At 54.1% G+C, this 19,946-nt stretch carries 18 protein-coding genes; 10 read left to right on the top strand and 8 right to left on the bottom strand.

Annotated features, from left to right (window positions below; genetic code table 11):
• The 3 genes from INT20_RS13505 to INT20_RS13515 form a co-directional block, all read right to left on the bottom strand.
• Nucleotides 1-356, bottom strand: a 356-nt coding sequence (locus INT20_RS13505) for an FAD-binding oxidoreductase (protein ID WP_193057095.1), incomplete at its 3' end; no start/stop codon positions are given.
• Between the two features lie 90 nt (nt 357-446).
• Nucleotides 447-1,028, bottom strand: a complete 582-nt coding sequence (locus tag INT20_RS13510; RefSeq protein WP_193054872.1) for a DUF4202 domain-containing protein — start codon at nt 1,026-1,028, stop codon at nt 447-449.
• A gap of 74 nt (nt 1,029-1,102) precedes the next feature.
• Entirely contained in the window at nt 1,103-2,353 is a 1,251-nt protein-coding gene (locus tag INT20_RS13515; RefSeq protein ID WP_193054873.1) for a dicarboxylate/amino acid:cation symporter, read from the bottom strand.
• Nucleotides 2,354-2,645: 292 nt separating this feature from the next.
• On the opposite strand from INT20_RS13515, the gene serS reads away from it, so the two are divergent.
• On the top strand, nt 2,646-3,923 hold the full coding sequence (gene serS / locus INT20_RS13520; RefSeq protein ID WP_193057096.1) for a serine--tRNA ligase: 1,278 nt from the start codon (nt 2,646-2,648) through the stop codon (nt 3,921-3,923).
• On the opposite strand, the gene INT20_RS13525 is transcribed toward serS, so the two are convergent.
• A complete protein-coding gene (locus INT20_RS13525; protein WP_193057097.1) occupies nt 3,868-4,695 on the bottom strand; it encodes an SIMPL domain-containing protein in 828 nt (275 codons plus the stop codon). The genes serS and INT20_RS13525 overlap by 56 nt on opposite strands.
• 195 nt (nt 4,696-4,890) lie before the next feature.
• On the opposite strand from INT20_RS13525, the gene INT20_RS13530 reads away from it, so the two are divergent.
• Nucleotides 4,891-6,042: an AI-2E family transporter gene (locus tag INT20_RS13530; RefSeq protein ID WP_193057098.1), complete on the top strand. Its 1,152-nt coding sequence runs from the start codon at nt 4,891-4,893 to the stop codon at nt 6,040-6,042.
• A gap of 51 nt (nt 6,043-6,093) precedes the next feature.
• Here the strand turns inward: INT20_RS13530 and trxA are convergent, their stop codons facing one another.
• The gene (gene trxA / locus INT20_RS13535) at nt 6,094-6,477 is read right to left on the bottom strand and encodes a thioredoxin (RefSeq protein WP_140398967.1); all 384 of its coding nucleotides are present in this window, start codon (nt 6,475-6,477) and stop codon (nt 6,094-6,096) included.
• 256 nt (nt 6,478-6,733) lie between these two features.
• Here trxA and cysB point away from each other — a divergent pair, with 256 nt between their 5' ends.
• Nucleotides 6,734-7,708 carry an HTH-type transcriptional regulator CysB gene (gene cysB, locus INT20_RS13540; RefSeq protein ID WP_172117087.1) on the top strand — a complete coding sequence of 325 codons (975 nt, stop codon included), beginning with the start codon at nt 6,734-6,736 and terminating at the stop codon, nt 7,706-7,708.
• 225 nt (nt 7,709-7,933) lie between these two features.
• Here cysB and INT20_RS13545 read toward each other — a convergent pair whose 3' ends face one another.
• Together INT20_RS13545 and pabB are read right to left on the bottom strand one after the other, a co-directional pair.
• Nucleotides 7,934-8,569: a phosphoadenosine phosphosulfate reductase domain-containing protein gene (locus tag INT20_RS13545; protein ID WP_193057099.1), complete on the bottom strand. Its 636-nt coding sequence runs from the start codon at nt 8,567-8,569 to the stop codon at nt 7,934-7,936.
• 117 nt (nt 8,570-8,686) lie between these two features.
• Nucleotides 8,687-10,057 (bottom strand): aminodeoxychorismate synthase component I, encoded by a 1,371-nt coding sequence (gene pabB / locus INT20_RS13550; protein WP_193057100.1) that lies wholly within the window; start codon nt 10,055-10,057, stop codon nt 8,687-8,689.
• Nucleotides 10,058-10,290: 233 nt separating this feature from the next.
• Here pabB and INT20_RS13555 point away from each other — a divergent pair, with 233 nt between their 5' ends.
• From INT20_RS13555 to prpD, 6 genes are all read left to right on the top strand, one after another.
• Entirely contained in the window at nt 10,291-11,064 is a 774-nt protein-coding gene (locus tag INT20_RS13555; protein ID WP_193057101.1) for a GntR family transcriptional regulator, read from the top strand.
• On the top strand, nt 11,064-11,957 hold the full coding sequence (prpB, locus tag INT20_RS13560; protein ID WP_087106685.1) for a methylisocitrate lyase: 894 nt from the start codon (nt 11,064-11,066) through the stop codon (nt 11,955-11,957). The genes INT20_RS13555 and prpB overlap by 1 nt, the downstream gene beginning before the upstream one ends.
• Nucleotides 11,958-12,027: 70 nt before the next feature.
• The gene (prpC, locus tag INT20_RS13565) at nt 12,028-13,155 is read left to right on the top strand and encodes a bifunctional 2-methylcitrate synthase/citrate synthase (protein ID WP_193057102.1); all 1,128 of its coding nucleotides are present in this window, start codon (nt 12,028-12,030) and stop codon (nt 13,153-13,155) included.
• A 68-nt stretch (nt 13,156-13,223) separates the two neighbouring features.
• On the top strand, nt 13,224-15,833 hold the full coding sequence (gene acnD, locus INT20_RS13570; RefSeq protein WP_193057103.1) for a Fe/S-dependent 2-methylisocitrate dehydratase AcnD: 2,610 nt from the start codon (nt 13,224-13,226) through the stop codon (nt 15,831-15,833).
• Nucleotides 15,834-15,862: 29 nt separating this feature from the next.
• Nucleotides 15,863-17,059 (top strand): 2-methylaconitate cis-trans isomerase PrpF, encoded by a 1,197-nt coding sequence (gene prpF, locus INT20_RS13575; RefSeq protein WP_193057104.1) that lies wholly within the window; start codon nt 15,863-15,865, stop codon nt 17,057-17,059.
• A gap of 28 nt (nt 17,060-17,087) precedes the next feature.
• Nucleotides 17,088-18,572, top strand: a complete 1,485-nt coding sequence (gene prpD / locus INT20_RS13580) for a 2-methylcitrate dehydratase (protein ID WP_193057105.1) — start codon at nt 17,088-17,090, stop codon at nt 18,570-18,572.
• A gap of 165 nt (nt 18,573-18,737) precedes the next feature.
• Here prpD and INT20_RS13585 read toward each other — a convergent pair whose 3' ends face one another.
• Nucleotides 18,738-19,022, bottom strand: a complete 285-nt coding sequence (locus INT20_RS13585) for a ComEA family DNA-binding protein (RefSeq protein ID WP_172117079.1) — start codon at nt 19,020-19,022, stop codon at nt 18,738-18,740.
• Between the two features lie 216 nt (nt 19,023-19,238).
• Here INT20_RS13585 and pyrF point away from each other — a divergent pair, with 216 nt between their 5' ends.
• On the top strand, nt 19,239-19,931 hold the full coding sequence (gene pyrF / locus INT20_RS13590) for an orotidine-5'-phosphate decarboxylase (protein ID WP_193057106.1): 693 nt from the start codon (nt 19,239-19,241) through the stop codon (nt 19,929-19,931).
• Nucleotides 19,932-19,946: the final 15 nt, after the last annotated feature.

The following is a 19,946-nucleotide window of genomic DNA, read 5'->3' on the forward strand; positions in this document are numbered from 1 at the left end:
ACATCAATGTCCAGCACCTGATTCATGTGCCTGGAGATATCCACCACGATGCCATCGGTAAGCGACTGACCGTTGGTGCCGGTGCCGCCGCCTCTTGGCGTTAACACTACCTCGCGGTAAGGCGCTTCAGCGGCCAGTTTGGCCAGGCATTCCAGGTCTTCTGCATGGCGGGGAAACACCGCCGCCTGGGGCAGACGCTGATAGATCGAGTTGTCGGTTGCCAGCACCGTACGGTGGGCATAGTCAGGGGCAATCTCACCATCGAAGCCGCGTGTTTTAAGGGCTTCCAGAAAGCGCAGGTAGTGGGAGGCCAAGCGTTTAAACGGGGCGGTCCGAGAGTCCAGCGATGCAATCATAATCGTTCAAGCCGTCAGTGCCGGGGCATCAAAAAAAGAGAGCGCTACTTTACCTCAGTGCCTGCCTGGCTGCACCCTGCGCTAAACATGCTAGCTCAAAGCTTCTTTTACCAGGGCGGCAGAAGCAGGTGACATGGGCAGTGTCAGGGCTAATTCATGAGCTTGGGGTGACATCTTGCGCCAGGTTTTTTGAATAATTCGCACCATATGGTCATGTTCGACCTTGCGCGAGAAATCGGCAAAATAGTTTTCCAAAAATACCAGGCAGGCGCAGTCTTCAAGTGTCTGTACATCGGCATCACGGCCCAACCCCTTTTTGGTGATGAGTGTGATAACCCGCTCGGCGTCCTCAGTGCTATAGCCTGCTTCACGCATTAATTGGGCAGTTGTGTCGCCCGCGCGGATACCCTGGTCGCGCCGCCAGGTTAAGTAGCCTACTCGACCTTCAGGGTACGCTTCGCGTGCTACCTGCCAGCGCTGCAAGTGCTGGGCGCGGACAGCAATCTGTAAGCACTCGCTGGGTGCCTGGTTAAGGTGAGCAAGCCATTTGCTCATGCGCTGTGCGTAAAGCAGCTCGGCGGGGAGCGGCTCATCGGCCACGTTGACTGTTTTGGGGTCTTCGCTATGAAGCTGGTCCAGCGCGGTTAATACCTGTTCAAGGGGGTGGGACATGGTGCTCTCCTGGTTAGCTGTCGCGATACTCTGCAACGGTCTCGTCGCAGAGTATTCTGGCGTGGGGCGGGCGGTCAGGCTTTATTATCGGCGTTATAAACGTCGAGGTTCAATTCGCCTTCGCTTTTACCTACCAGGGTGGTGACCATAATGTCGCCCGCCACGTTAACGCTGGTGCGCGCCATATCGAGAATACGGTCGATGCCTGCGACGACGGCGATGGCCTCAAGCGGTAAGCCAATTTGAGCCATCACGATAGAGAGCATGATAAGACCCGCACCGGGTACGCCCGCGGTGCCAATGGAAGCAAGCGTGCCGGTGGCGACAATCATGCCGTAGTCGACCAGGCTCAGCTCAATACCCAGCATTTGGGCAATAAACAGTACGACGACGCCTTGGTAAAGCGCTGTACCATCCATATTAATGGTCGCACCCACAGGCAGTACAAAGCTTGAAACGCCTTCAGATACGCCCAGGTTTTTCTGTGCACAGCGAATCGATACTGGCAGTGATCCTGCCGAAGAGGCGGAGGAGAACGCTATCATCATGGCGTCGAGGCTGCCCTGGAGATAACGCACTGGATTAAGCCGCCCCAACAGGCGAATAAAGCCTGAGTAAATCACCAGAACATGCAGCGCACAGGCTAAATACACCACGCCAATCAGCTTGGCGAGTGGTAACAGGATTTCCAGCCCGTATTGGCCAGATACATGCGCCATTAGGCCAAACACCCCAAAAGGTGCAAAGGCCATGACGATGCCCGTGAGCTTGTACATTGCCTCGGCAAAGCTATCGAACACCACGACCAGTGCTTCACCCTTTTCACCAATCAGAGTCAGTGAAATGCCCAAGCCAATCGCAAATACAATAATTTGCAAAATGTTGCCGTTGGCCAGCGCATCAATGGGGTTGCGGGGCACCAGGTTAATCAAAATGGACGCCAGGGTAGGCGCCTCGTTTGCATTCACGCCGCTATCAAAACTGATGTTAACGCCTGCTCCAGGCTGTAGCAGTGTCGAAAGCAGCAACCCGATACTGATAGCAAAGGCCGTGGTCAAAAGATAAAGGCCGATGGTACGGGCGCCAATGCGACCCATTTTTTGCGGGTCGCGCATCGACGTAATGCCGACCACCAGCGTTGAGAACACTAGCGGTACGATCAGCATCATGATCGCGTTGATAAAAATATCGCCCAGTGGCTTAAAGATGCTGGCGTTTTCACCCAATAGCGCGCCCGCCGCTATCCCTAGCGCTAAACCTGCGAGAATTTTCTTCCAGAGGGCGATGCCTCTCCACCAGCCGAAGGCGCCTTGTGATGTGCTCACGGATCTCTCTCCTTGGAGTTTTATTTACGGTTGATCAATAGCAGGATTACGATTCGGCGCGCACTTTATCACTTTTTAGTAAGAAGGGCGGGGGCTTGTAATGGGCGAAGTGAGCGCTTACGGGCAGCCGCGGCTTCGAAGCAGTCTCTGGTTATTTAATCGCCGATGTGAGTTGCCGGGCACGTTGCTATAACGCCCCCATAGCTCCCCGCCGTGCTTTTGCCTACAATAGGGGCCTTTGATACTGGCGTTTGGCGCCGTGTTTAACTGAATACAGGCCAAGGAATAACTCATGCTCGATCCGAAACTGCTGCGCGGTGATCTGGACGCGCTAGCGCAACAACTAGCTCGTCGCGGCTTTGTACTGGATAAAGAGGGGCTTCAGACGCTGGAGTCGCGCCGCCGTGAATTGCAAACGCAGACCGAGCAACTGCAAAGCGAGCGTAATACGCGCTCAAAAGCCATTGGCAAGGCCAAAGCCAGTGGCGAAGATATCCAGCCGCTGTTGGATGAAGTCAGCGATTTAGGCGATCGTCTGGATAACGCCAAGTGTGAGTTGGCCAAGGTGCAAGAGGCCTGGGATGACGCGGTCAGCGGTATTCCTAACCTGCCTCATGAAAGCGTGCCGGAAGGTGAAAAAGAAGAAGACAACGTTGAACTGCACCGTTGGGGTACACCACGTGAGTTCGATTTTGACGTGCTCGATCATGTCGATTTAGGCAAAAAATCCGGTTATCTGGATTTTGAATTGGCCGTTAAACTGACCGGTGCCCGCTTTGCCGTTATGCGTGGGCCCATTGCTCGACTGCACCGTGCGCTGGCTCAATTTATGCTGGATATCCAAACCGAAAAGCACGGCTATGAAGAGTGCTACGTGCCCTATATGGTGAATCGCGACTCACTAACGGGCACCGGCCAGCTGCCGAAGTTTGGCGAAGACCTGTTCAAGCTGGATGATGAGCGCGAGTACTACTTGATTCCTACTTCTGAAGTGCCGCTCACCAACTTTGTGCGTGATGAGATTGTGGATCAAGCGGCATTGCCGATGAAGCTTACGGCGCACACGCCGTGTTTTCGTAGCGAGGCCGGTTCGCACGGGCGTGATACTCGCGGCATGATCCGTCAGCATCAGTTTGATAAAGTGGAAATGGTGCAGATTGTAGAACCAGAGAAGAGCTATGAAGCGCTGGATGAAATGCGTGGTCATGCAGAGGCGATCTTACAAGCGTTAGAGTTGCCGTACCGGGTAGTGACACTTTGCACGGGCGATATGGGCTTTGGAGCATCGAAGACCTACGACCTGGAAGTCTGGCTGCCCAGTCAGAGCACTTATCGGGAAATTTCGTCTGTTTCCAACTGCGAAGACTTTCAGGCGCGACGTATGCAGGCGCGCTTCCGTCAACCGGATGTGAAAAAGCCACAGCTCCTGCATACGTTAAATGGTTCTGGCTTGGCCGTTGGCCGTTGCCTGCTGGCAATACTTGAAAATCACCAGCAGGCAGACGGCTCGGTGGTTATTCCTGAGCCGCTACGTCCCTATCTTGGTGGTCAGGAGCGTCTGGCCCTTTAAGCGTCCATTCGACGTTAACCCCGGCATCAATACGGATGGTGCCGGGGCTGTAATCGCTTTGTGATCCGCTACTGGCCATATCACTCTCAGCCCGCATGGCCATCATGCGGGGCTGAAACATAGGCGCTTGCGTCTCTTCAATACGCTGAACGTGGCCGAGTTCGGTTTCCAGCGTGCTGGCCATCAGGTTGGCTTTGTGGCGAGCTTTCTCCAGTGCTTTTACCAGCGCTTCATCGGTGGCGGCTTCTCTGTCCTGTAAATCAAATTGGACGCCGTCCATTGCATTCACACCCACCCCGATCAGCGCGTTGAGCACATCGCCCAATTGATCAAGGTCGGTTAGCTCTATGCTGAACGGGCGTTCAAGACGCGTGCGTTGGAGCATCTCCTGGTCGCCATTTTCGCTGCGTGGCGCAGCGACATGGTCAGGATAAACGTTCAGCGACCCGGCATTAATAGCGCGTCGCTCAATTCCCAGGGCTTCAATGGCTTCGATCAGTTCGCTGGCGCGATTCTCAAGGCGTTCACGTGCTTCTCCTAACGCTTCGCTGTCGGTATCTTCCAGTGAAGAAACGGCAGGCGTGTTTTCCCAGAGGCGCGCTGTGAACGTCGCTTGGTCGGGTTCAACCTCAACCCAGGACTGTGCCTGGACATTTAAGCTGGGCGGTGCAGGCGGGGCCGCAAAGGCGAGGGGAGTGCTCAGAAGCGCCAACAGAGCGCCACTTAAAATTCCATAACGAAAACGCGGTAAACGTGCCGATACTGGGCTCATAGAGAAACTCCTTGAGGTAGAGAAAACTAGCCGGGTATGCGTCAATTAAAAGTATAGACGCTTGTTTGGAATAGCGACTACAGGGAAAGTTCAGCGTAAAAGAGGTGACGCAAAACAGTTGCTTATTATTTGCACGGTTTGTGCAATACCTTTATTGCCGCCATTATGTATGGGTAACGAGCTAAGGATGAGGCTATGTCGAGATTATCGGATGAGGATTATCGAAGTATCCCCTTAAATGCCACGTTGGCGCTAGCGGCATTAGTGGTAATTATTGCGGGAATGAAAGGGGGGGCAGATTTACTTGTACCCTTGCTGCTGGCGGTATTTATCGCGGTAGTGTGTACCTCTCCGGTGCAGTGGCTACACCGTTGTGGCCTAAGCATGAGAGTGTCGGCTTTTTTAACCCTGATGGTGTTGTTGGGGTTTCTTTCACTGATTGGCGTGTTGGTCGTCAACAGTTTTAGCACCTTTGTGGCGGCGCTGCCTGATATTGAGGAGCGGCTTTACGAGCACTATTGGGATTTGCTTAATACGCTCGCTATGCATGGCTTCAATATTGACCCTGATGAGCTTAGCGCCGTCTTTTTCAATGAGGATGAGGAAGGCTCTTCTTGGGTGGCAACGCTGTTGGGTGAACTGGGCAACCTGGTGATGCAGAGTATCATCGTGGGGTTGCTGGTTATTTTTATGCTGTTTGAAACGCTGAACCTTCGCCAAAAAGTTTCGCGTGCCTTGGAAAACCCTGCACCTAGTTTAAAGCGATTTAGCGAATTCAGCTTAACGCTAAAGCGCTATTTGGCCGTAAAAACAATGATTAGCCTAGCCACGGCGGTATTAATTTGGCTCTCCTGTGTGATTGTCGGGGTTGATTTCCCATTACTTTGGGGTGTTCTGGCGTTTGGGCTTAACTTTATCCCTAACATTGGCTCAGCACTTGCGGCTATCCCTCCAGTGCTGCTGCTTCTGGTGTCCCAGGACGGTGGCGCGCTACAGGCGCTGCTGCTGGCGTCCGCTTACCTGGTCATTAACTTTGTACTGGGTAACCTGATTGAACCGCGTGTCATGGGGCAAGCGCTAGGGCTTTCAACGTTTGTGGCGTTTCTTTCGCTGGTTGTTTGGGGGTGGATTTTTGGACCGGCGGGGATGCTGCTATCTGTCGTGTTAACCATGACCCTAAAAATTGCCTTGGATAGCCATCCGCAGACGCGTTGGATTGCCCATTTTCTGGGACCAGGGAGGCACCGCACGGGGCGTTATCTTAGCCAGCAAGATGCAGGTCGCGCACCGTGGAAACGTAAAAATAGTGCTACGCCCGAAGAGCATCTAAAAGAGGGGGAGAGTTAACAGGAGGGGCCGCACGGCCACCACCGGTTGTGCCGGCGGTGGCCAATTTCATCAAGCGTTTTGGTCGATGAATTGCGTTAGTTGAGACTTGGATTGCGCGCCTACCAGTGAAGCGACTTTGGTACCAGACTTGAACAGCATAACGGTCGGTACACCGCGTACGCCTTGTTCTGCGGCAATTTCAGGTGCATCGTCAACGTTTACGCTGACCACTTTTAAGTTATCACCGCGCTCGGCTGCCACTTCATCGACAACCGGTGCCATAACTTTACACGGGCCACACCAGGGCGCCCAAAATTTTAGCAGGACAGGCTGGTCGGCGTTGAGGACTTCTTGCTCAAAATTAGCGTTAGTGACGTCAACATTATTAGCCATTTGCTTCTCCCGTTTGCGTTGCTCTTGCAGTGTCGTTGCCTCAAATGGAGCAACGGTCATTACGCGTTAAACCTGCGCACTTTCATTACGCCAAGTCGGCAGATGTTAGCGGGCGCGGCGTTTGCTGGCAAATATCTGCGCTTATTTTTGTGCTTAATTACAAAATTAATAGATGCTAATAGAGATTATCTCTTATAATATAAGTGAATTATAGGATATTTTTTTATGCCAAATAGTGCTTTGTGGCGAGTGCAAGATAGGCGGTGCCAGCGTTAGATGACCTGCCTGCTATCGGTATAGATAATGAGGTGATGATATGAAGCTACAACAACTTCGCTATATTTGGGAAGTTAACCGACACAACCTAAATGTATCGGCGACCGCTCAAAGCCTGTTTACCTCTCAGCCTGGTATTTCCAAGCAAATACGGCTGTTGGAGGATGAGCTGGGCGTTGAGATTTTCGCGCGTAGCGGAAAACATCTAACCCGGGTAACGCCAGCAGGTCAGTCCATTATTAACCTGGCGGGCCAGGTGCTCAAGCTTACCGAAAATATTAAACAGGTGGCCCAGGAGCATAGCGATGAGCGGCGGGGAAGCTTATCTATTGCGACCACACACACCCAGGCACGCTATGCACTTCCGCCGATTATCAGTGAATTTACACTGAAATATCCGGAAGTCGCGCTACATATGCAGCAGGGTACGCCTAAGCAAATTGCTCAAATGGTGAGTGAGGGGCAGGCCGATTTTGCGATTGCCACTGAATCGCTGGAACTGTTTACAGATCTGGTGCTCTTGCCTTGTTACCGTTGGAATCGCTGTATTCTGGTGCCTAAAGGGCATCCCTTGGCAGCGCTGAGTGGACCTTTAACGCTGGAAGCGTTGGCAGAACATCCGCTGGTGACGTATGTCTTTGGATTTACCGGTCGTTCCCAGCTGGATGATGCGTTTAAAGCGAAGGGTTTGACGCCTAACGTTGTGCTAACGGCGGCGGATGCCGACGTGATTAAAACCTATGTGCGGCTCGGCATGGGCGTTGGGATCGTGGCACATATGGCGGTAGACGATAAGTTGGACGGGGATTTAGTCGCGGTGGATGCCAGCCACCTGTTTGCGAGTTCAACGACTAAAATAGGCATTCGCCGGGGCACGTTTATGCGTGGCTATATGTACGATTTCCTGGCGCGCTTTGCCCCACACTTGACGCGAGACCGTGTGGATGAGGCGCTCATTGCTGGCCCACGCTTTGAACAAGCGCTGTTTGAAGGGATAGAGCTGCCCGAGTACTGATAGCTTGTTACACGTACTTACCACAAGCACTTATTACAAGTACGGATTGCAAGTACCTACTAAAATACTAATGCTTTAAGCGTTCACGTTGTTAGGGGCATGATGCCAGCGAAACCGCTGGCATCATGCCCCTAACAACGTGAGTCGTACGTTTGGCTTGTGGCCTAACCTGGAGCCAAGTCTTTCAATACCTGGTTTTTCAATGACAGATTTTCAGAGAAAGGCTTAATGCTGTAGGTGCAAGCCGCACTCGCGTTTTTCCTCCACCTTGGTGGGGTCGAAGTAATCGAAGTTGTTAGGCAGGTCGTGCGCCTGTAAATATTGATACATCTCTTTAGCACTCCAATGCAGCACCGGCGCCACTTTAACCAGCCCATCACTGTTACGGCTGACGGGCTGCATTTTGGCCCGTTCGGGCGTGTCTTCTGCACGAAGCGCTGTAAACCATACGTCAGGGCGCATCTCACTTAATGCACGTTCAAACGGCTCGATTTTGACCTCTTGGGTGAAGGCCGCATGGCGCGAGTCATCAATGCCCGGCATGGGGCCTTCGAGCGCTTCACGGTGCGCGCGCGTCCGCTTGGGTATATAGCTGACCATGTTCAGGTTCAAGCGCGTTATTAGCTCGTCGGCGAATTGATAAGTGGCTTCGGTGTTATAGCCACTGTCCATCCAGACAATCGGCATGTCAGGACGTACCTGTGTCACCATGTGCAGAATAACGGCTTCAAAAGGGCGAAAGTTCGTCGTACAGATCGCCCTTTCGCCTTGTGTTAACGCCCACTCAATAAGTGCTTGTGGGTTCTTGCTAAAATCGTTCTCGGAAAAATCACGATTGATCGCATCTAGCGATGAGGACATGCTGCCTCCTTGTCATATTAATGAACCATACCGCTAGGCTATCAAACTGTCCGCCGTTCCCCCCAATACCGTTTGGTTTGGCTTTTATATTCCTTTTTGATTTAAGTACGGCGGCTGTTATTCCAGTGCCTTAATAAGATGGCGAATTTTATCCAGTGTCTCCACGTACTCTTCCTCAAGTGCTGAGTCGGCAACCAGCCCACCGCCGCCCCACACGTGAAGCCTCCCGGCATCCGCCGCTAACGTACGAATAGTAATAGAGGTGTCCATGCTGCCACGTATATCAACGTATCCCATGCTTCCGCAGTACACGCTGCGCTGACACGGCTCAAGCTCGGCGATAATCTGCATGGCGCGAACCTTGGGCGCACCGGTAATCGACCCGCCGGGAAAGGCCGCCGCCAATAAGGCAAGAGGGGAGGCGCCGGACGCGAGCTGTCCGCGCACTACGCTCACCAGATGATGCACATTAGGGTAGCTTTCCAGCTTGCAGAGTTGGGGCACATTGATACTGCCCGGCTTACATACACGGCCCAGGTCATTGCGCAGTAAATCAACGATCATGATGTTTTCAGCACGATCTTTAAGGCTGCTGGTTAGATCATTGGCCAGGGCAAGATCCTCAGCAGCCGTAGCGCCCCGTGGTCGGGTGCCTTTTATAGGACGAGCCTCAACCGCGCCATTATTGCTTTTGATAAACCGCTCGGGTGAAAGAGAGAGGACGGCCTGTTGGCCCCAAGCCATGAAGCCTGAAAACGGTGTGGGCGTGGCGTTGCGTAAGCGTAAATAGGCCTGCCATTCATCGCCCTGGTAGGCAGCAGAAAAGCGCTGGGCGAGGTTAATCTGATAACAGTCGCCCGCCAGAATATAGCGCTGAACGGCTTTGAAGCGTTCAGCGTAATCGCTCTGGCTAAGCTCTGCTTGAAAGGGTTCGGTTAAGGCAAAAGGAGGGCGTTTGGGCGGCGCCTGGTCTAGCCACTCTAGAACCTGCTCTCGACGCTGCGCGGTGGCTACCAGCCACGCCCGCTTTGCTACGTGGTCAAGGGTGATGCACCAGTCATAAAGGCCCAGGCGCGCCTGAGGTAGGTGAGTCACCTGAGGTTGTTGGTGGGTCGCCAGCGAGCGCCCAAGGTCATAGCCCCAGTAGCCTATCAGCCCGCCCATAAAGGGCAGCTCGCTATGTAAGGCGTGTTGATCAACCTCTGTAGCCTGGTGCGGTAGCTGATTTAACAGCCACTGCTGCTGAGCAAAGCAATCGCCTGGCGGTAGAGCCGCTATATTGAGCTGTTCACTCGTGAGCACTGACTTGCCTGTGGCGTCCACTTCCAGCGTCGCTAAGGGGTCGCTGCTCAGAATATCGTAGCGCCCTTGAGCGACGGGGCGGCCACTATCCAAAAGTACTGCACCTGGGCGTTGGCGAAGCGAATCAAACAGCGCTAACGGGTCAGAAGAATAGGGCAGCGTAAATATCGACAATGCCGTGGTCATGGAGCAAACGCCTCGCCGGTAAAAGGCTGCTCATTTTAGAGGGCGTTGAAGGCTGACACCAGCAATCTAATCGATGTGCTTCAAACGGTTTTAGCGAGATTGTTGACACTAGCGAGAGGGGTAGACTTTTTGCTTACAACCAAAGATGCATAAAATCGCCAGTATTCTATGGTTGACGCTAGAAAGGCGCACAGCTAAAGTTTGAACACTTTCCTAATTGTCGACAATTCGCCATGAGTTCATCCATTAGCGCCCCTTATTCTGTTGATTCGTCGCTTGAAATAGCGCCGCCTGAAGTGCGCACGCTAGCCGAGCGGGTATTTCATCAACTGCAAAGCGATATTGTGCGTGGCGTCTTGGCGCCAGGCAGCAAAATCACTGAGCCCGGGCTTTCAAAAACGTACGGCATTTCTCGTGGTCCGCTTCGCGAAGCCATGCGGCGTTTAGAGTCTCATCGCTTGATTGAGCGCGTACCTCACGTCGGCGCACGCGTCGTTAAGCTCTCTATGAAAGAGCTGATAGAGCTGTTTGATGTACGCGAAGCGTTGGAAAGCATGGCCGCAAGGCTAGCAGCGGAGCACATGTCGGCAGAGGAAATACAAGGCCTTCGTGATGTGCTGGCACTGCACGAAGGGCAGGCCGATTTACAACGCGGTGAAGCTTACTATCAGCGTGAGGGTGATCTCGACTTTCATTACCGCATTGTGCAAGGCAGCCACAACAAGATGCTAATGAGCCTGCTGTGCAATGACTTGTATTACCTGGTGCGCCTTTATCGTACGCAGTTTAGTGCTAGCGGCACGCGCCCGCAGCGTGCCTTTGTTGAGCACCACCGGATAGTGGATGCCATTGAAGCAGGCGACGCCGAACTTGCTGAGCTATTAATGCGCCGCCACGTCAGTGCCTCGCGTGCCAATGTTGCCGACCGTTATGCCGCGATTCTTAAACAGCAATCATCTGAGCCTGCCGAGGAACGGCAGGCCACTACCCTTCAGGAGACACGCTAATGTCAACGCTCACCCCAGGCGCCCGTTTTAAAGCCGCCCTTGACGCCCAGCGCCCGCTGGCCATTTTAGGCACTATTAACGCGTATACGGCGATGATGGCTGAACGTGTCGGCCATCAGGCGATCTACCTTTCCGGCGGTGGGGTGGCAAATGCCTCGTTTGGACTGCCTGATTTAGGGATGACCAGCATGAACGATGTCGCCGAGGATGCGCGCCGTATCTGTGGTGCAACGGACCTGCCGTTGCTGGTGGATATTGATACCGGATGGGGCGGCGCGTTCAATATTGCCCGTACAGTGAAAGAGATGCAGCGTGCTGGCGTCGCCGCCGTTCATCTGGAGGACCAGGTGGCGCAAAAACGTTGTGGTCATCGACCCAACAAGGCAATTGTTTCCCAGGCTGAGATGGTTGATCGCATTAAAGCGGCCGCCGATGCCCGAATAGATCCCGATTTTTATCTGATTGCACGCACCGATGCTTTTCAAAAAGAGGGCCTGGACGCGGCTATTGAGCGCGCCAATGCCTGCGTTGAAGCCGGTGCGGATGCCATCTTTGCTGAAGCCGTATACACCCTTTCTGATTACCAGGCATTCTGCGAGCGAGTGGATGCCCCGATTCTGGCCAATATCACTGAGTTTGGTGCGACGCCGCTCTTTACTCAAGCCGAGCTTGGCGAGGTTGGTTGTCGCATGGTGCTTTACCCGCTCTCTGCGTTTCGAGCGATGAACGCTGCTGCCCTGAATGTCTATCAAAGCATTCTGGATAACGGCCATCAAAAAGAAGTCGTTAACACCATGCAGACGCGCGATGAACTCTACGATTTCCTCAACTATCACGATTTCGAGCAGAAACTGGATGCGTTATTCGCCGAAAAGGGTGAAGAGCCGCAATGAGGCGCGCACGACAACACTGTCATCTGCAATTAATGATAGGTACAACGATAAGCACACCAGGAGACTCGTCATGGCTGATAAACCGCTAGCGGGAGCAGGGCTGCGTGGACAAAGTGCGGGAACTACCGCCTTGTGTACTGTTGGAAAGACTGGCTCGGGCCTAACGTACCGTGGCTTTGATATCAAAGAGCTGGCTGAAAAGGCTAAATTTGAAGAAGTAGCGTACCTGCTCTTGAAAGGTAAATTGCCCAATCAGGCAGAGCTTGACGATTACATCCGCAAATTAAAGGGCTTGCGTGGGTTGCCCGATGCGCTGAAAACGGTGCTTGAGCAAATTCCGAAAGATGCTCACCCGATGGATGTTATGCGTACTGGAACCTCCATGCTGGGCAATCTGGAAACCGAAGAGAGTTTTGACGAGCAGCAGGACGTTGCCGATCGTCTGTTGGCCGTGTTGCCTTCGATCATTTGCTACTGGTATCGCTACTCTCATGACGGAGTGCGGATTGACACCCAAACCGACGCTGAATCGGTTGGCGGGCATTTCTTGCATCTACTGCGTGGCGAGCCGGCCTCTGAGCTCCATGCGCGAGTGATGAACGTATCGCTTATTTTATATGCTGAGCATGAGTTTAATGCGTCGACCTTTACCGCCCGGGTGTGTGCCTCAACGCTTTCTGATATGCACTCTTGCGTCACCGGCGCCATCGGTTCGCTGCGTGGCCCGCTGCATGGCGGTGCCAATGAAGCGGCCATGGCGATGATCGAAAACTGGAAATCGCCAGAAGAAGCGGAAAGCCAGATCATGGGCATGCTTGAGCGCAAAGATAAAATTATGGGATTTGGCCACGCGATTTATCGCGAGTCTGATCCACGCAACGAGATCATCAAGCAGTGGGCCAAAAAGCTTGCCGATGACGTAGGCGATACGGTGCTTTATCCCGTATCTGAAAGGGTCGAAGAAGTGATGTGGCGTGAGAAAAAGCTGTTCTGTAACGCAGACTTCTTCCATGCCAGCGCCTATCACTTTATGGATATCCCCACCAAGCTGTTCACACCAATTTTTGTCATGTCCCGGCTAACGGGGTGGGCCGCACATGTCTTTGAACAGCGCGCCAATAACCGGATTATCCGTCCCAGCGCCGACTACATCGGTCCTGAAAAAAGCGAATGGGTCCCCATTGAGGCGCGTGATTAATCAGCGTGCGGCCCGGCAGCTTGCTTGCCGGGCGTTTTTTTAGCTCCCTTTTCATGAGTTTGCTTGCTATGAATAGCCAATATCGTCAGCCACTGCCAGGCACCGAGCTTGATTACTTTAATGCGCGCCAAGCCGTTGAGGATATTCAGCCAGGAGCCTACGCCACGCTCCCTTACACATCACGCGTGCTGGCAGAGCAATTGGTACGCCGCTGTGATCCTGAGCTTCTCACCGATGCCCTTAAGCAGCTCATTGAACGCCGATGCGACCTGGACTTCCCTTGGTATCCTGCGCGGGTGGTATGCCACGATATTCTAGGCCAGACGGCGCTGGTTGATTTGGCCGGGCTGCGCGATGCCATCGCTGAGAAGGGCGGTGACCCGGCCAAGGTCAATCCCGTTGTCCCCACCCAACTGATTGTTGACCACTCGTTGGCGGTAGAGCATCCGGGTTTTGAAGAGGGGGCTTTTGAAAAAAATCGCGCCATTGAAGACCGGCGCAACGATGACCGCTTCCACTTTATCAACTGGACCAAAACGGCTTTTGAAAACGTTGATGTTATCCCGCCTGGCAACGGCATCATGCACCAGATCAATCTGGAGAAAATGTCGCCGGTAGTGCAGAACCGGGACGGCATTGCTTATCCTGATACCTGCGTGGGCACCGATAGCCATACCCCCATGGTGGACGCGCTCGGGGTTATTTCAGTCGGCGTGGGTGGCCTGGAGGCTGAAAGCGTCATGCTTGGGCGCGCTTCCATGATGCGCTTGCCGGATATCGTCGGGGTAGAGCTGGCCGGTAAGCTGCAGCCAGGAATCACGGGCACCGATATGGTGCTGGCGATCACCGAGTTTCTGCGTAAAGAGCGCGTGGTCGGTGCCTATCTGGAATTTTATGGCGAAGGCGCCGATGCGCTGACGGTCGGTGATCGCGCCACGATTTCGAACATGACGCCCGAGTACGGTGCGACGGCGGCGATGTTCTATATCGATAGCCAAACCATCGATTACTTGAAGCTCACCGGTCGTGAAGATGAGCAGGTGGCGCTGGTAGAGACCTATGCCAAGCACACCGGCCTTTGGGCGGACAGCCTGACACAGGTTGAGTACGAGCGGGTGCTGAGCTTTGATCTTTCATCGGTTGCGCGGACGTTGGCAGGGCCTTCCAACCCACATGCGCACCTGCCGACCTCCGAGCTGGCTCAGCGCGGTATTGCGGTAGGGCTCGATGCTGCGCGCGAAGAAGAGAAAGCGGGCAAAATGCCTGATGGCGCCGTTATTATCGCCGCCATTACCAGCTGCACCAATACGTCCAACCCGCGCAATATGGTGGCGGCTGGGTTAATTGCGCGCAACGCCAACCGGCTCGGCTTGTTGCGTAAACCCTGGGTAAAGTCATCTCTGGCGCCCGGTTCTAAAACGGTCAAGATGTACCTGGAAGAAGCCGGCTTGATGAATGAGCTGGAGGATCTGGGTTTTGGCGTGGTGGCTTATGCGTGCACCACCTGTAACGGCATGTCGGGTGCGCTTGACCCTGTTATTCAGCAGGAAATTATCGACCGGGACCTTTACGCCACGGCAGTGCTTTCCGGTAACCGCAACTTTGATGGGCGGATTCACCCCTACGCCCAGCAGGCCTTTTTGGCCTCGCCGCCATTAGTGGTTGCTTACGCCATTGCAGGCACTATTCGCTTTGATATTGAAAAAGACGTGCTGGGGATCGACCAGGCGGGGAATCCCGTTACCTTGAAGGATATCTGGCCAGCGGATGAAGAGATCGACGCTATTGTGAAATCCTCTGTGAAGCCCGAGCAGTTCCGCCAGACCTATATCCCCATGTTCGATATTGATAAAAGCGCGCGTGCCCAGGTTAATCCGCTATATGACTGGCGCCCCCAGAGTACCTACATTCGTCGCCCACCTTACTGGGAGGGCAATATGGCGAAAGAGCGTACCTTGAAAGGCATGCGCCCGCTGGCCATCTTGCCGGACAATATCACCACCGATCACCTATCGCCTTCCAACGCCATTCAGCTTAACAGCGCGGCGGGTGAGTACCTGGCGAAAATGGGCCTGCCGGAGGAGGACTTCAACTCCTATGCGACTCATCGCGGTGATCACCTCACCGCCCAGCGCGCTACCTTTGCCAATCCCAAGCTGTTTAACGAAATGGTCCGCGATGAAGAAGGCAATGTCGTTCAGGGATCGCTGGCGCGGGTCGAACCTGAAGGGGAAGTGACCCGCATGTGGGAAGCTATCGAAACCTACATGGCGCGTAAGCAGCCGCTGATCATTATTGCTGGCGCCGATTATGGCCAAGGCTCATCAAGAGACTGGGCTGCCAAAGGGGTGGCGCTCGCGGGTGTGGAAGCCATTGCTGCTGAAGGGTTTGAGCGTATTCATCGCACAAACCTGATTGGTATGGGCGTAATGCCGCTAGAGTTTGAGCCGGGAACCACGCGCACGACATTAGGCCTGGATGGCACCGAAACCTTTGATATTGAGGGGGCTGTTTCGCCGGGCGCGATGCTTACGCTGGTGATCCATCGTCAAAACGGGGGCAGCGAGCGCGTAGCGGTCAAATGCCGCCTGGATACCGCCGAGGAAGTATCAATTTACGCCGCCGGTGGTGTGCTGCAGCGCTTTGCCCAGGACTTCCTCGAGTCAACGGCTGCGTAAGTGCCGGGTTATTTTTCGGAGTGAACAAGATGACTGATGTCGCCAACGCCCGCCATGTGCCGCAAATAAAAATCCCCGCCACCTATATGCGTGGCGGCACCAGCAAAGGCGTGTTTTTTAAATTAAGCGATTTACCCCAGGCTGCTCAGGTGCCGGGAGAGGCGCGTGACAAGCTGCTGCTGCGTGTGATTGGAAGCCCCGACCCGTACGAAAAACAGATTGACGGTATGGGCGGCGCGACCTCAAGCACCAGTAAAACGGTCATTCTTTCCAAAAGCCATTCGCCTGATCACGATGTGGACTATGTGTTTGGCCAAGTATCCATCGATAAGCCCTACGTGGATTGGAGCGGCAACTGCGGCAATCTTTCGGCGGCGGTAGGCCCATTTGCCGTAGCGAACGGGCTGGTTGATCCGGCACGTCTGCCTGAAAACGGTGTGGTCGAGGTGAGAATCTGGCAGGTCAATATCCAGAAAACTATCGTATCGCAGGTGCCCATCGTGAATGGGGAGGTTCAGGAGACCGGCGATTTCGAGTTGGATGGCGTGACCTTTCCCGCCGCCGAGATTCCCGTGGCCTTTATGGACCCGGCTGACGGCGAGGGGGCGACTTTTCCCACCGGCAACCTGGTGGATGACCTGAATGTGCCGGGTGTGGGGGTTCTGAAAGCTACCCTTATCAATGCAGGTATCCCCACGGTGTTTATTAATGCCGCTGATATTGGTTACCGCGGTACCGAGCTGCAAAACGCCATCAATGGCGACGGTAAAGCATTAAGCATGTTTGAGACTATCCGTGCCCATGGTGCTGTACGTATGGGGTTGATAGGGGATGTCAGTGAGGCTGCGAGCCGCCAACATACGCCCAAGGTAGCGTTTGTTGGGCCGCCAGCTGATTATGTTTCCTCGAGCGGTCAGACCGTTAACGCTGACAATATCGATCTGGTGGTGCGGGCGTTTTCCATGGGTAAATTGCATCACGCCATGATGGGCACTGCCGCCGTGGCAATTGCTGCTGCCGCTGCGATAGACGGTACGCTGGTTAATTTGGCGGCCGGGGGCGGAAAGCGTCAGTCCGTTACGTTTGGCCACCCGTCAGGCAGTTTGCGCGTTGGCGCAGAGGCCAACCTGGTTGACGGGCACTGGCAGATTGATCAGGCCATTATGAGCCGCAGCGCACGCGTGCTAATGGAAGGTGCGGTACGCGTACCAGGCGACAGCTTTTAACTCACTGCATTGATCGGGAGGCGACTCCATGAATGTCACAGCGGAGATAAACGAGCGGCCAGAATACGATGATGAGCTACAGCTAATCGCTGATTATGTGCTGAGCTTTGATACTCCCTCGCCGGCGGCACTGTCTACGGCTCGTTACTGCTTAATGGATACGTTGGGCTGTGGGCTTCTGGCGCTGCGTTTTCCAGAGTGCACCAAGCATCTTGGCCCGCTGGTAGAAGGTACCCTGGTTCCATTTGGGGCGCGTGTGCCGGGCACTTCGCTACGCCTTGACCCGGTAAAAGCGGCCTGGGATATCGGCGCAACTATCCGCTGGCTGGATTATAACGATACCTGGCTTGCCGCCGAGTGGGGGCATCCTTCTGACAACCTGGGTGGCATCCTGGCGGTTGCCGATCACCTGTCGCAAAAGCGGGTTGCCCAGGGGGATGCGCCACTGACGATGCGTGATGTGTTGAACGCCATGATCATGGCGCATGAAATTCAGGGAGTGCTGGCCCTGGAAAACAGCTTCAACAGGGTGGGGCTGGATCATGTACTGTTGGTGAAAGTGGCTTCGACGGCGGTGGTTGCCAAGCTAATGGGCGCTACGCGCGAGCAGTTGCTGGCCGCGCTTTCCCATGCGTGGGTAGACGGCCAGAGCTTGCGCACCTACCGACATGCACCCAATGCCGGGTCGCGCAAAAGCTGGGCGGCTGGCGATGCCACTTCCCGAGGCGTTCGTCTGGCAGATATGGCATTACGCGGCGAGATGGGTATTCCCAGCGCGCTCAGCGCACCGCAATGGGGGGTTTACGATGTGTCCTTTAGCCATAGTAATAAAGACCTGAGCCTTAAACCTGAAGCAGAGCGGCGCCTGCGTTTTCAGCGTGAGTTTGGGTGCTATGTTATGGAAAACATTTTATTCAAAATTGCTTTCCCGGCGGAGTTCCATGCTCAAACCGCCTGCGAAGCGGCCGTGCTTCTGCACGCTCAGGTAAAAGAGCGCTTGGCTGATATTGAGCGCGTTGTGGTTACCACACATGATTCAGCGATTCGGATAATTTCCAAAACCGGAGCGTTGGCTAACCCCGCTGACCGCGATCACTGCCTGCAATACATGACGGCCGTGCCGCTTATCTTTGGCTCGCTTACCGCCGAGCACTATGAAGACAGCTTTCATGCGGCTCATCCGCTAATTGATGTACTGCGCGACAAAATGGTGGTCGAGGAGAATAGCGACTATTCAGCGGATTACCACGACCCGCAGAAGCGCTCTATCGCGAATGCGGTACAGGTCTTTTTCCGTGATGGTAGTGCAACAGACAAAGTTGCAGTGGAGTATCCGATAGGCCATCAGCGACGTCGAGAAGAGGGAATGCCGCTATTGGTCGATAAGTTTGAGCGCCATCTCGCCACCCGTTTCCCTGCATTTCGCTGCGAAAAGATTAGCCAGCTCTGCGGTAACCAAGCGACGCTTGAAGCAATGCCGGTGGATCAATTCATGTCACTTTGGATGATTTAAAAGTTTGCCTAGTCACGAGGTCACGGGCAGTAATGCGGAAGAGAGAGGAGTCGTTAGGTGAGCTTTTCAATGTTGGGTATGTGATAAACACTTGCCCGGCAAACAGCAGCTGTGCTGCCGCCGGGCAATAGTAATCCTGCTATGTCGCAAGGCTTACTGCAGGGCTTAGTCTTCGAGTACGATTTGGTCGCGCATGCGATCTACGGTTGCTGCGCCGATGCCGCTGACGCGCGTTAAATCATCAATACTTGCAAATTCTCCCTTGGTATCACGCTCTTCGATAATGGCGGTAGCGCGGCTTGGCCCAATGCCGGGAAGCTCGCTCAACAGCTCGGCGTTGGCGGTATTAACATTGATAGGCGCGACGGCTTGAGCCAGTGCGCTACTGGATAATCCCAGACTTAAACTAAGTAACAGGGCGGCAAACAAGCTTTTTAATGTCATGTTCATTACGCGTATTGTTCCTTCTTGTCGATAAAGAAAAGTAGCATAACCAGGCACTGTGCTAACGGGTGCCTTAACTAACTTAACGCGTTCGCTATCCTATTGTTGTCAGTGATGTAGGACACTGTTTGTAGGATTTTCGCTTGTACTGGTTAGCAAATAGCTTACAAGCGGGTCGTGTTGGACTGATATAATGCTTAAAAATGCGTATGGAGTAGTGTTGTGTCTGAATCCCCGTTGATTATCGCGCTTGATTACCCGTCACTTGACGCCGCCTTGTGCATGGCGGACCAGCTAGACCCCGCCCGGTGTCGTTTAAAAGTAGGTAAAGAGCTTTATACCCGCAGCGGCCCGGCTATCCTTGAAGCGCTGCATGGGCGCGGGTTCGACGTGTTCCTTGACCTCAAGTTTCATGATATTCCCAATACGGTGGCGGGGGCTGTTCAGGCCGCAGCAGAGCAAGGCGTCTGGATGGTGAATGTGCACGCCAGCGGTGGCCGCAAGATGATGGAAGCAGCCGCCGAGCGTTTGGTTAGTCAAGGTTTAGACACGCACCTTATCGCTGTTACCGTATTAACCAGCCTCCAGGAAAGCGACCTGTGCGAAGTGGGGTTAAACGTTTCACCCGCCGAACAGGTGGAGCGCTTGGCGCTGTTGACCCAGCAAAGCGGCCTGCACGGCGTTGTATGCTCAGCCCAAGAGGCGTCACATTTAAAGGCCGTGTGTGGTGAGTCGTTTTTAAAAGTAACGCCTGGTATTCGGCCGAGTTTTGCCGCCGCTAACGATCAGCAGCGTATTATGACGCCGAGCGAAGCGATGCAGGCAGGGAGTACACATTTGGTGATAGGGCGGCCTGTTACTCAGGCGTCTGACCCCATGGCGGCGCTGGCGGCTATCGAAGCAGAGCTTCAGTAGCACGATATGTGTGCG

The sequence above is a fragment of the Halomonas citrativorans genome (genome assembly GCF_014898005.1).
Taxonomy (GTDB): Bacteria; Pseudomonadota; Gammaproteobacteria; order Pseudomonadales; family Halomonadaceae; genus Vreelandella; species Vreelandella citrativorans.

Coding starts and splice junctions, on each gene's coding strand:
- INT20_RS13510 (WP_193054872.1), bottom strand. CDS start 1,028: ATGTCCCACCCCCTTGAACAGGTATTAACCGCGCTGGACCAGCTTCAT.
- serS (WP_193057096.1), top strand. CDS start 2,646: ATGCTCGATCCGAAACTGCTGCGCGGTGATCTGGACGCGCTAGCGCAA.
- INT20_RS13525 (WP_193057097.1), bottom strand. CDS start 4,695: ATGAGCCCAGTATCGGCACGTTTACCGCGTTTTCGTTATGGAATTTTA.
- INT20_RS13530 (WP_193057098.1), top strand. CDS start 4,891: ATGTCGAGATTATCGGATGAGGATTATCGAAGTATCCCCTTAAATGCC.
- trxA (WP_140398967.1), bottom strand. CDS start 6,477: ATGACCGTTGCTCCATTTGAGGCAACGACACTGCAAGAGCAACGCAAA.
- cysB (WP_172117087.1), top strand. CDS start 6,734: ATGAAGCTACAACAACTTCGCTATATTTGGGAAGTTAACCGACACAAC.
- INT20_RS13545 (WP_193057099.1), bottom strand. CDS start 8,569: ATGTCCTCATCGCTAGATGCGATCAATCGTGATTTTTCCGAGAACGAT.
- pabB (WP_193057100.1), bottom strand. CDS start 10,057: ATGACCACGGCATTGTCGATATTTACGCTGCCCTATTCTTCTGACCCG.
- INT20_RS13555 (WP_193057101.1), top strand. CDS start 10,291: ATGAGTTCATCCATTAGCGCCCCTTATTCTGTTGATTCGTCGCTTGAA.
- prpB (WP_087106685.1), top strand. CDS start 11,064: ATGTCAACGCTCACCCCAGGCGCCCGTTTTAAAGCCGCCCTTGACGCC.
- prpC (WP_193057102.1), top strand. CDS start 12,028: ATGGCTGATAAACCGCTAGCGGGAGCAGGGCTGCGTGGACAAAGTGCG.
- acnD (WP_193057103.1), top strand. CDS start 13,224: ATGAATAGCCAATATCGTCAGCCACTGCCAGGCACCGAGCTTGATTAC.
- prpF (WP_193057104.1), top strand. CDS start 15,863: ATGACTGATGTCGCCAACGCCCGCCATGTGCCGCAAATAAAAATCCCC.
- prpD (WP_193057105.1), top strand. CDS start 17,088: ATGAATGTCACAGCGGAGATAAACGAGCGGCCAGAATACGATGATGAG.
- INT20_RS13585 (WP_172117079.1), bottom strand. CDS start 19,022: ATGAACATGACATTAAAAAGCTTGTTTGCCGCCCTGTTACTTAGTTTA.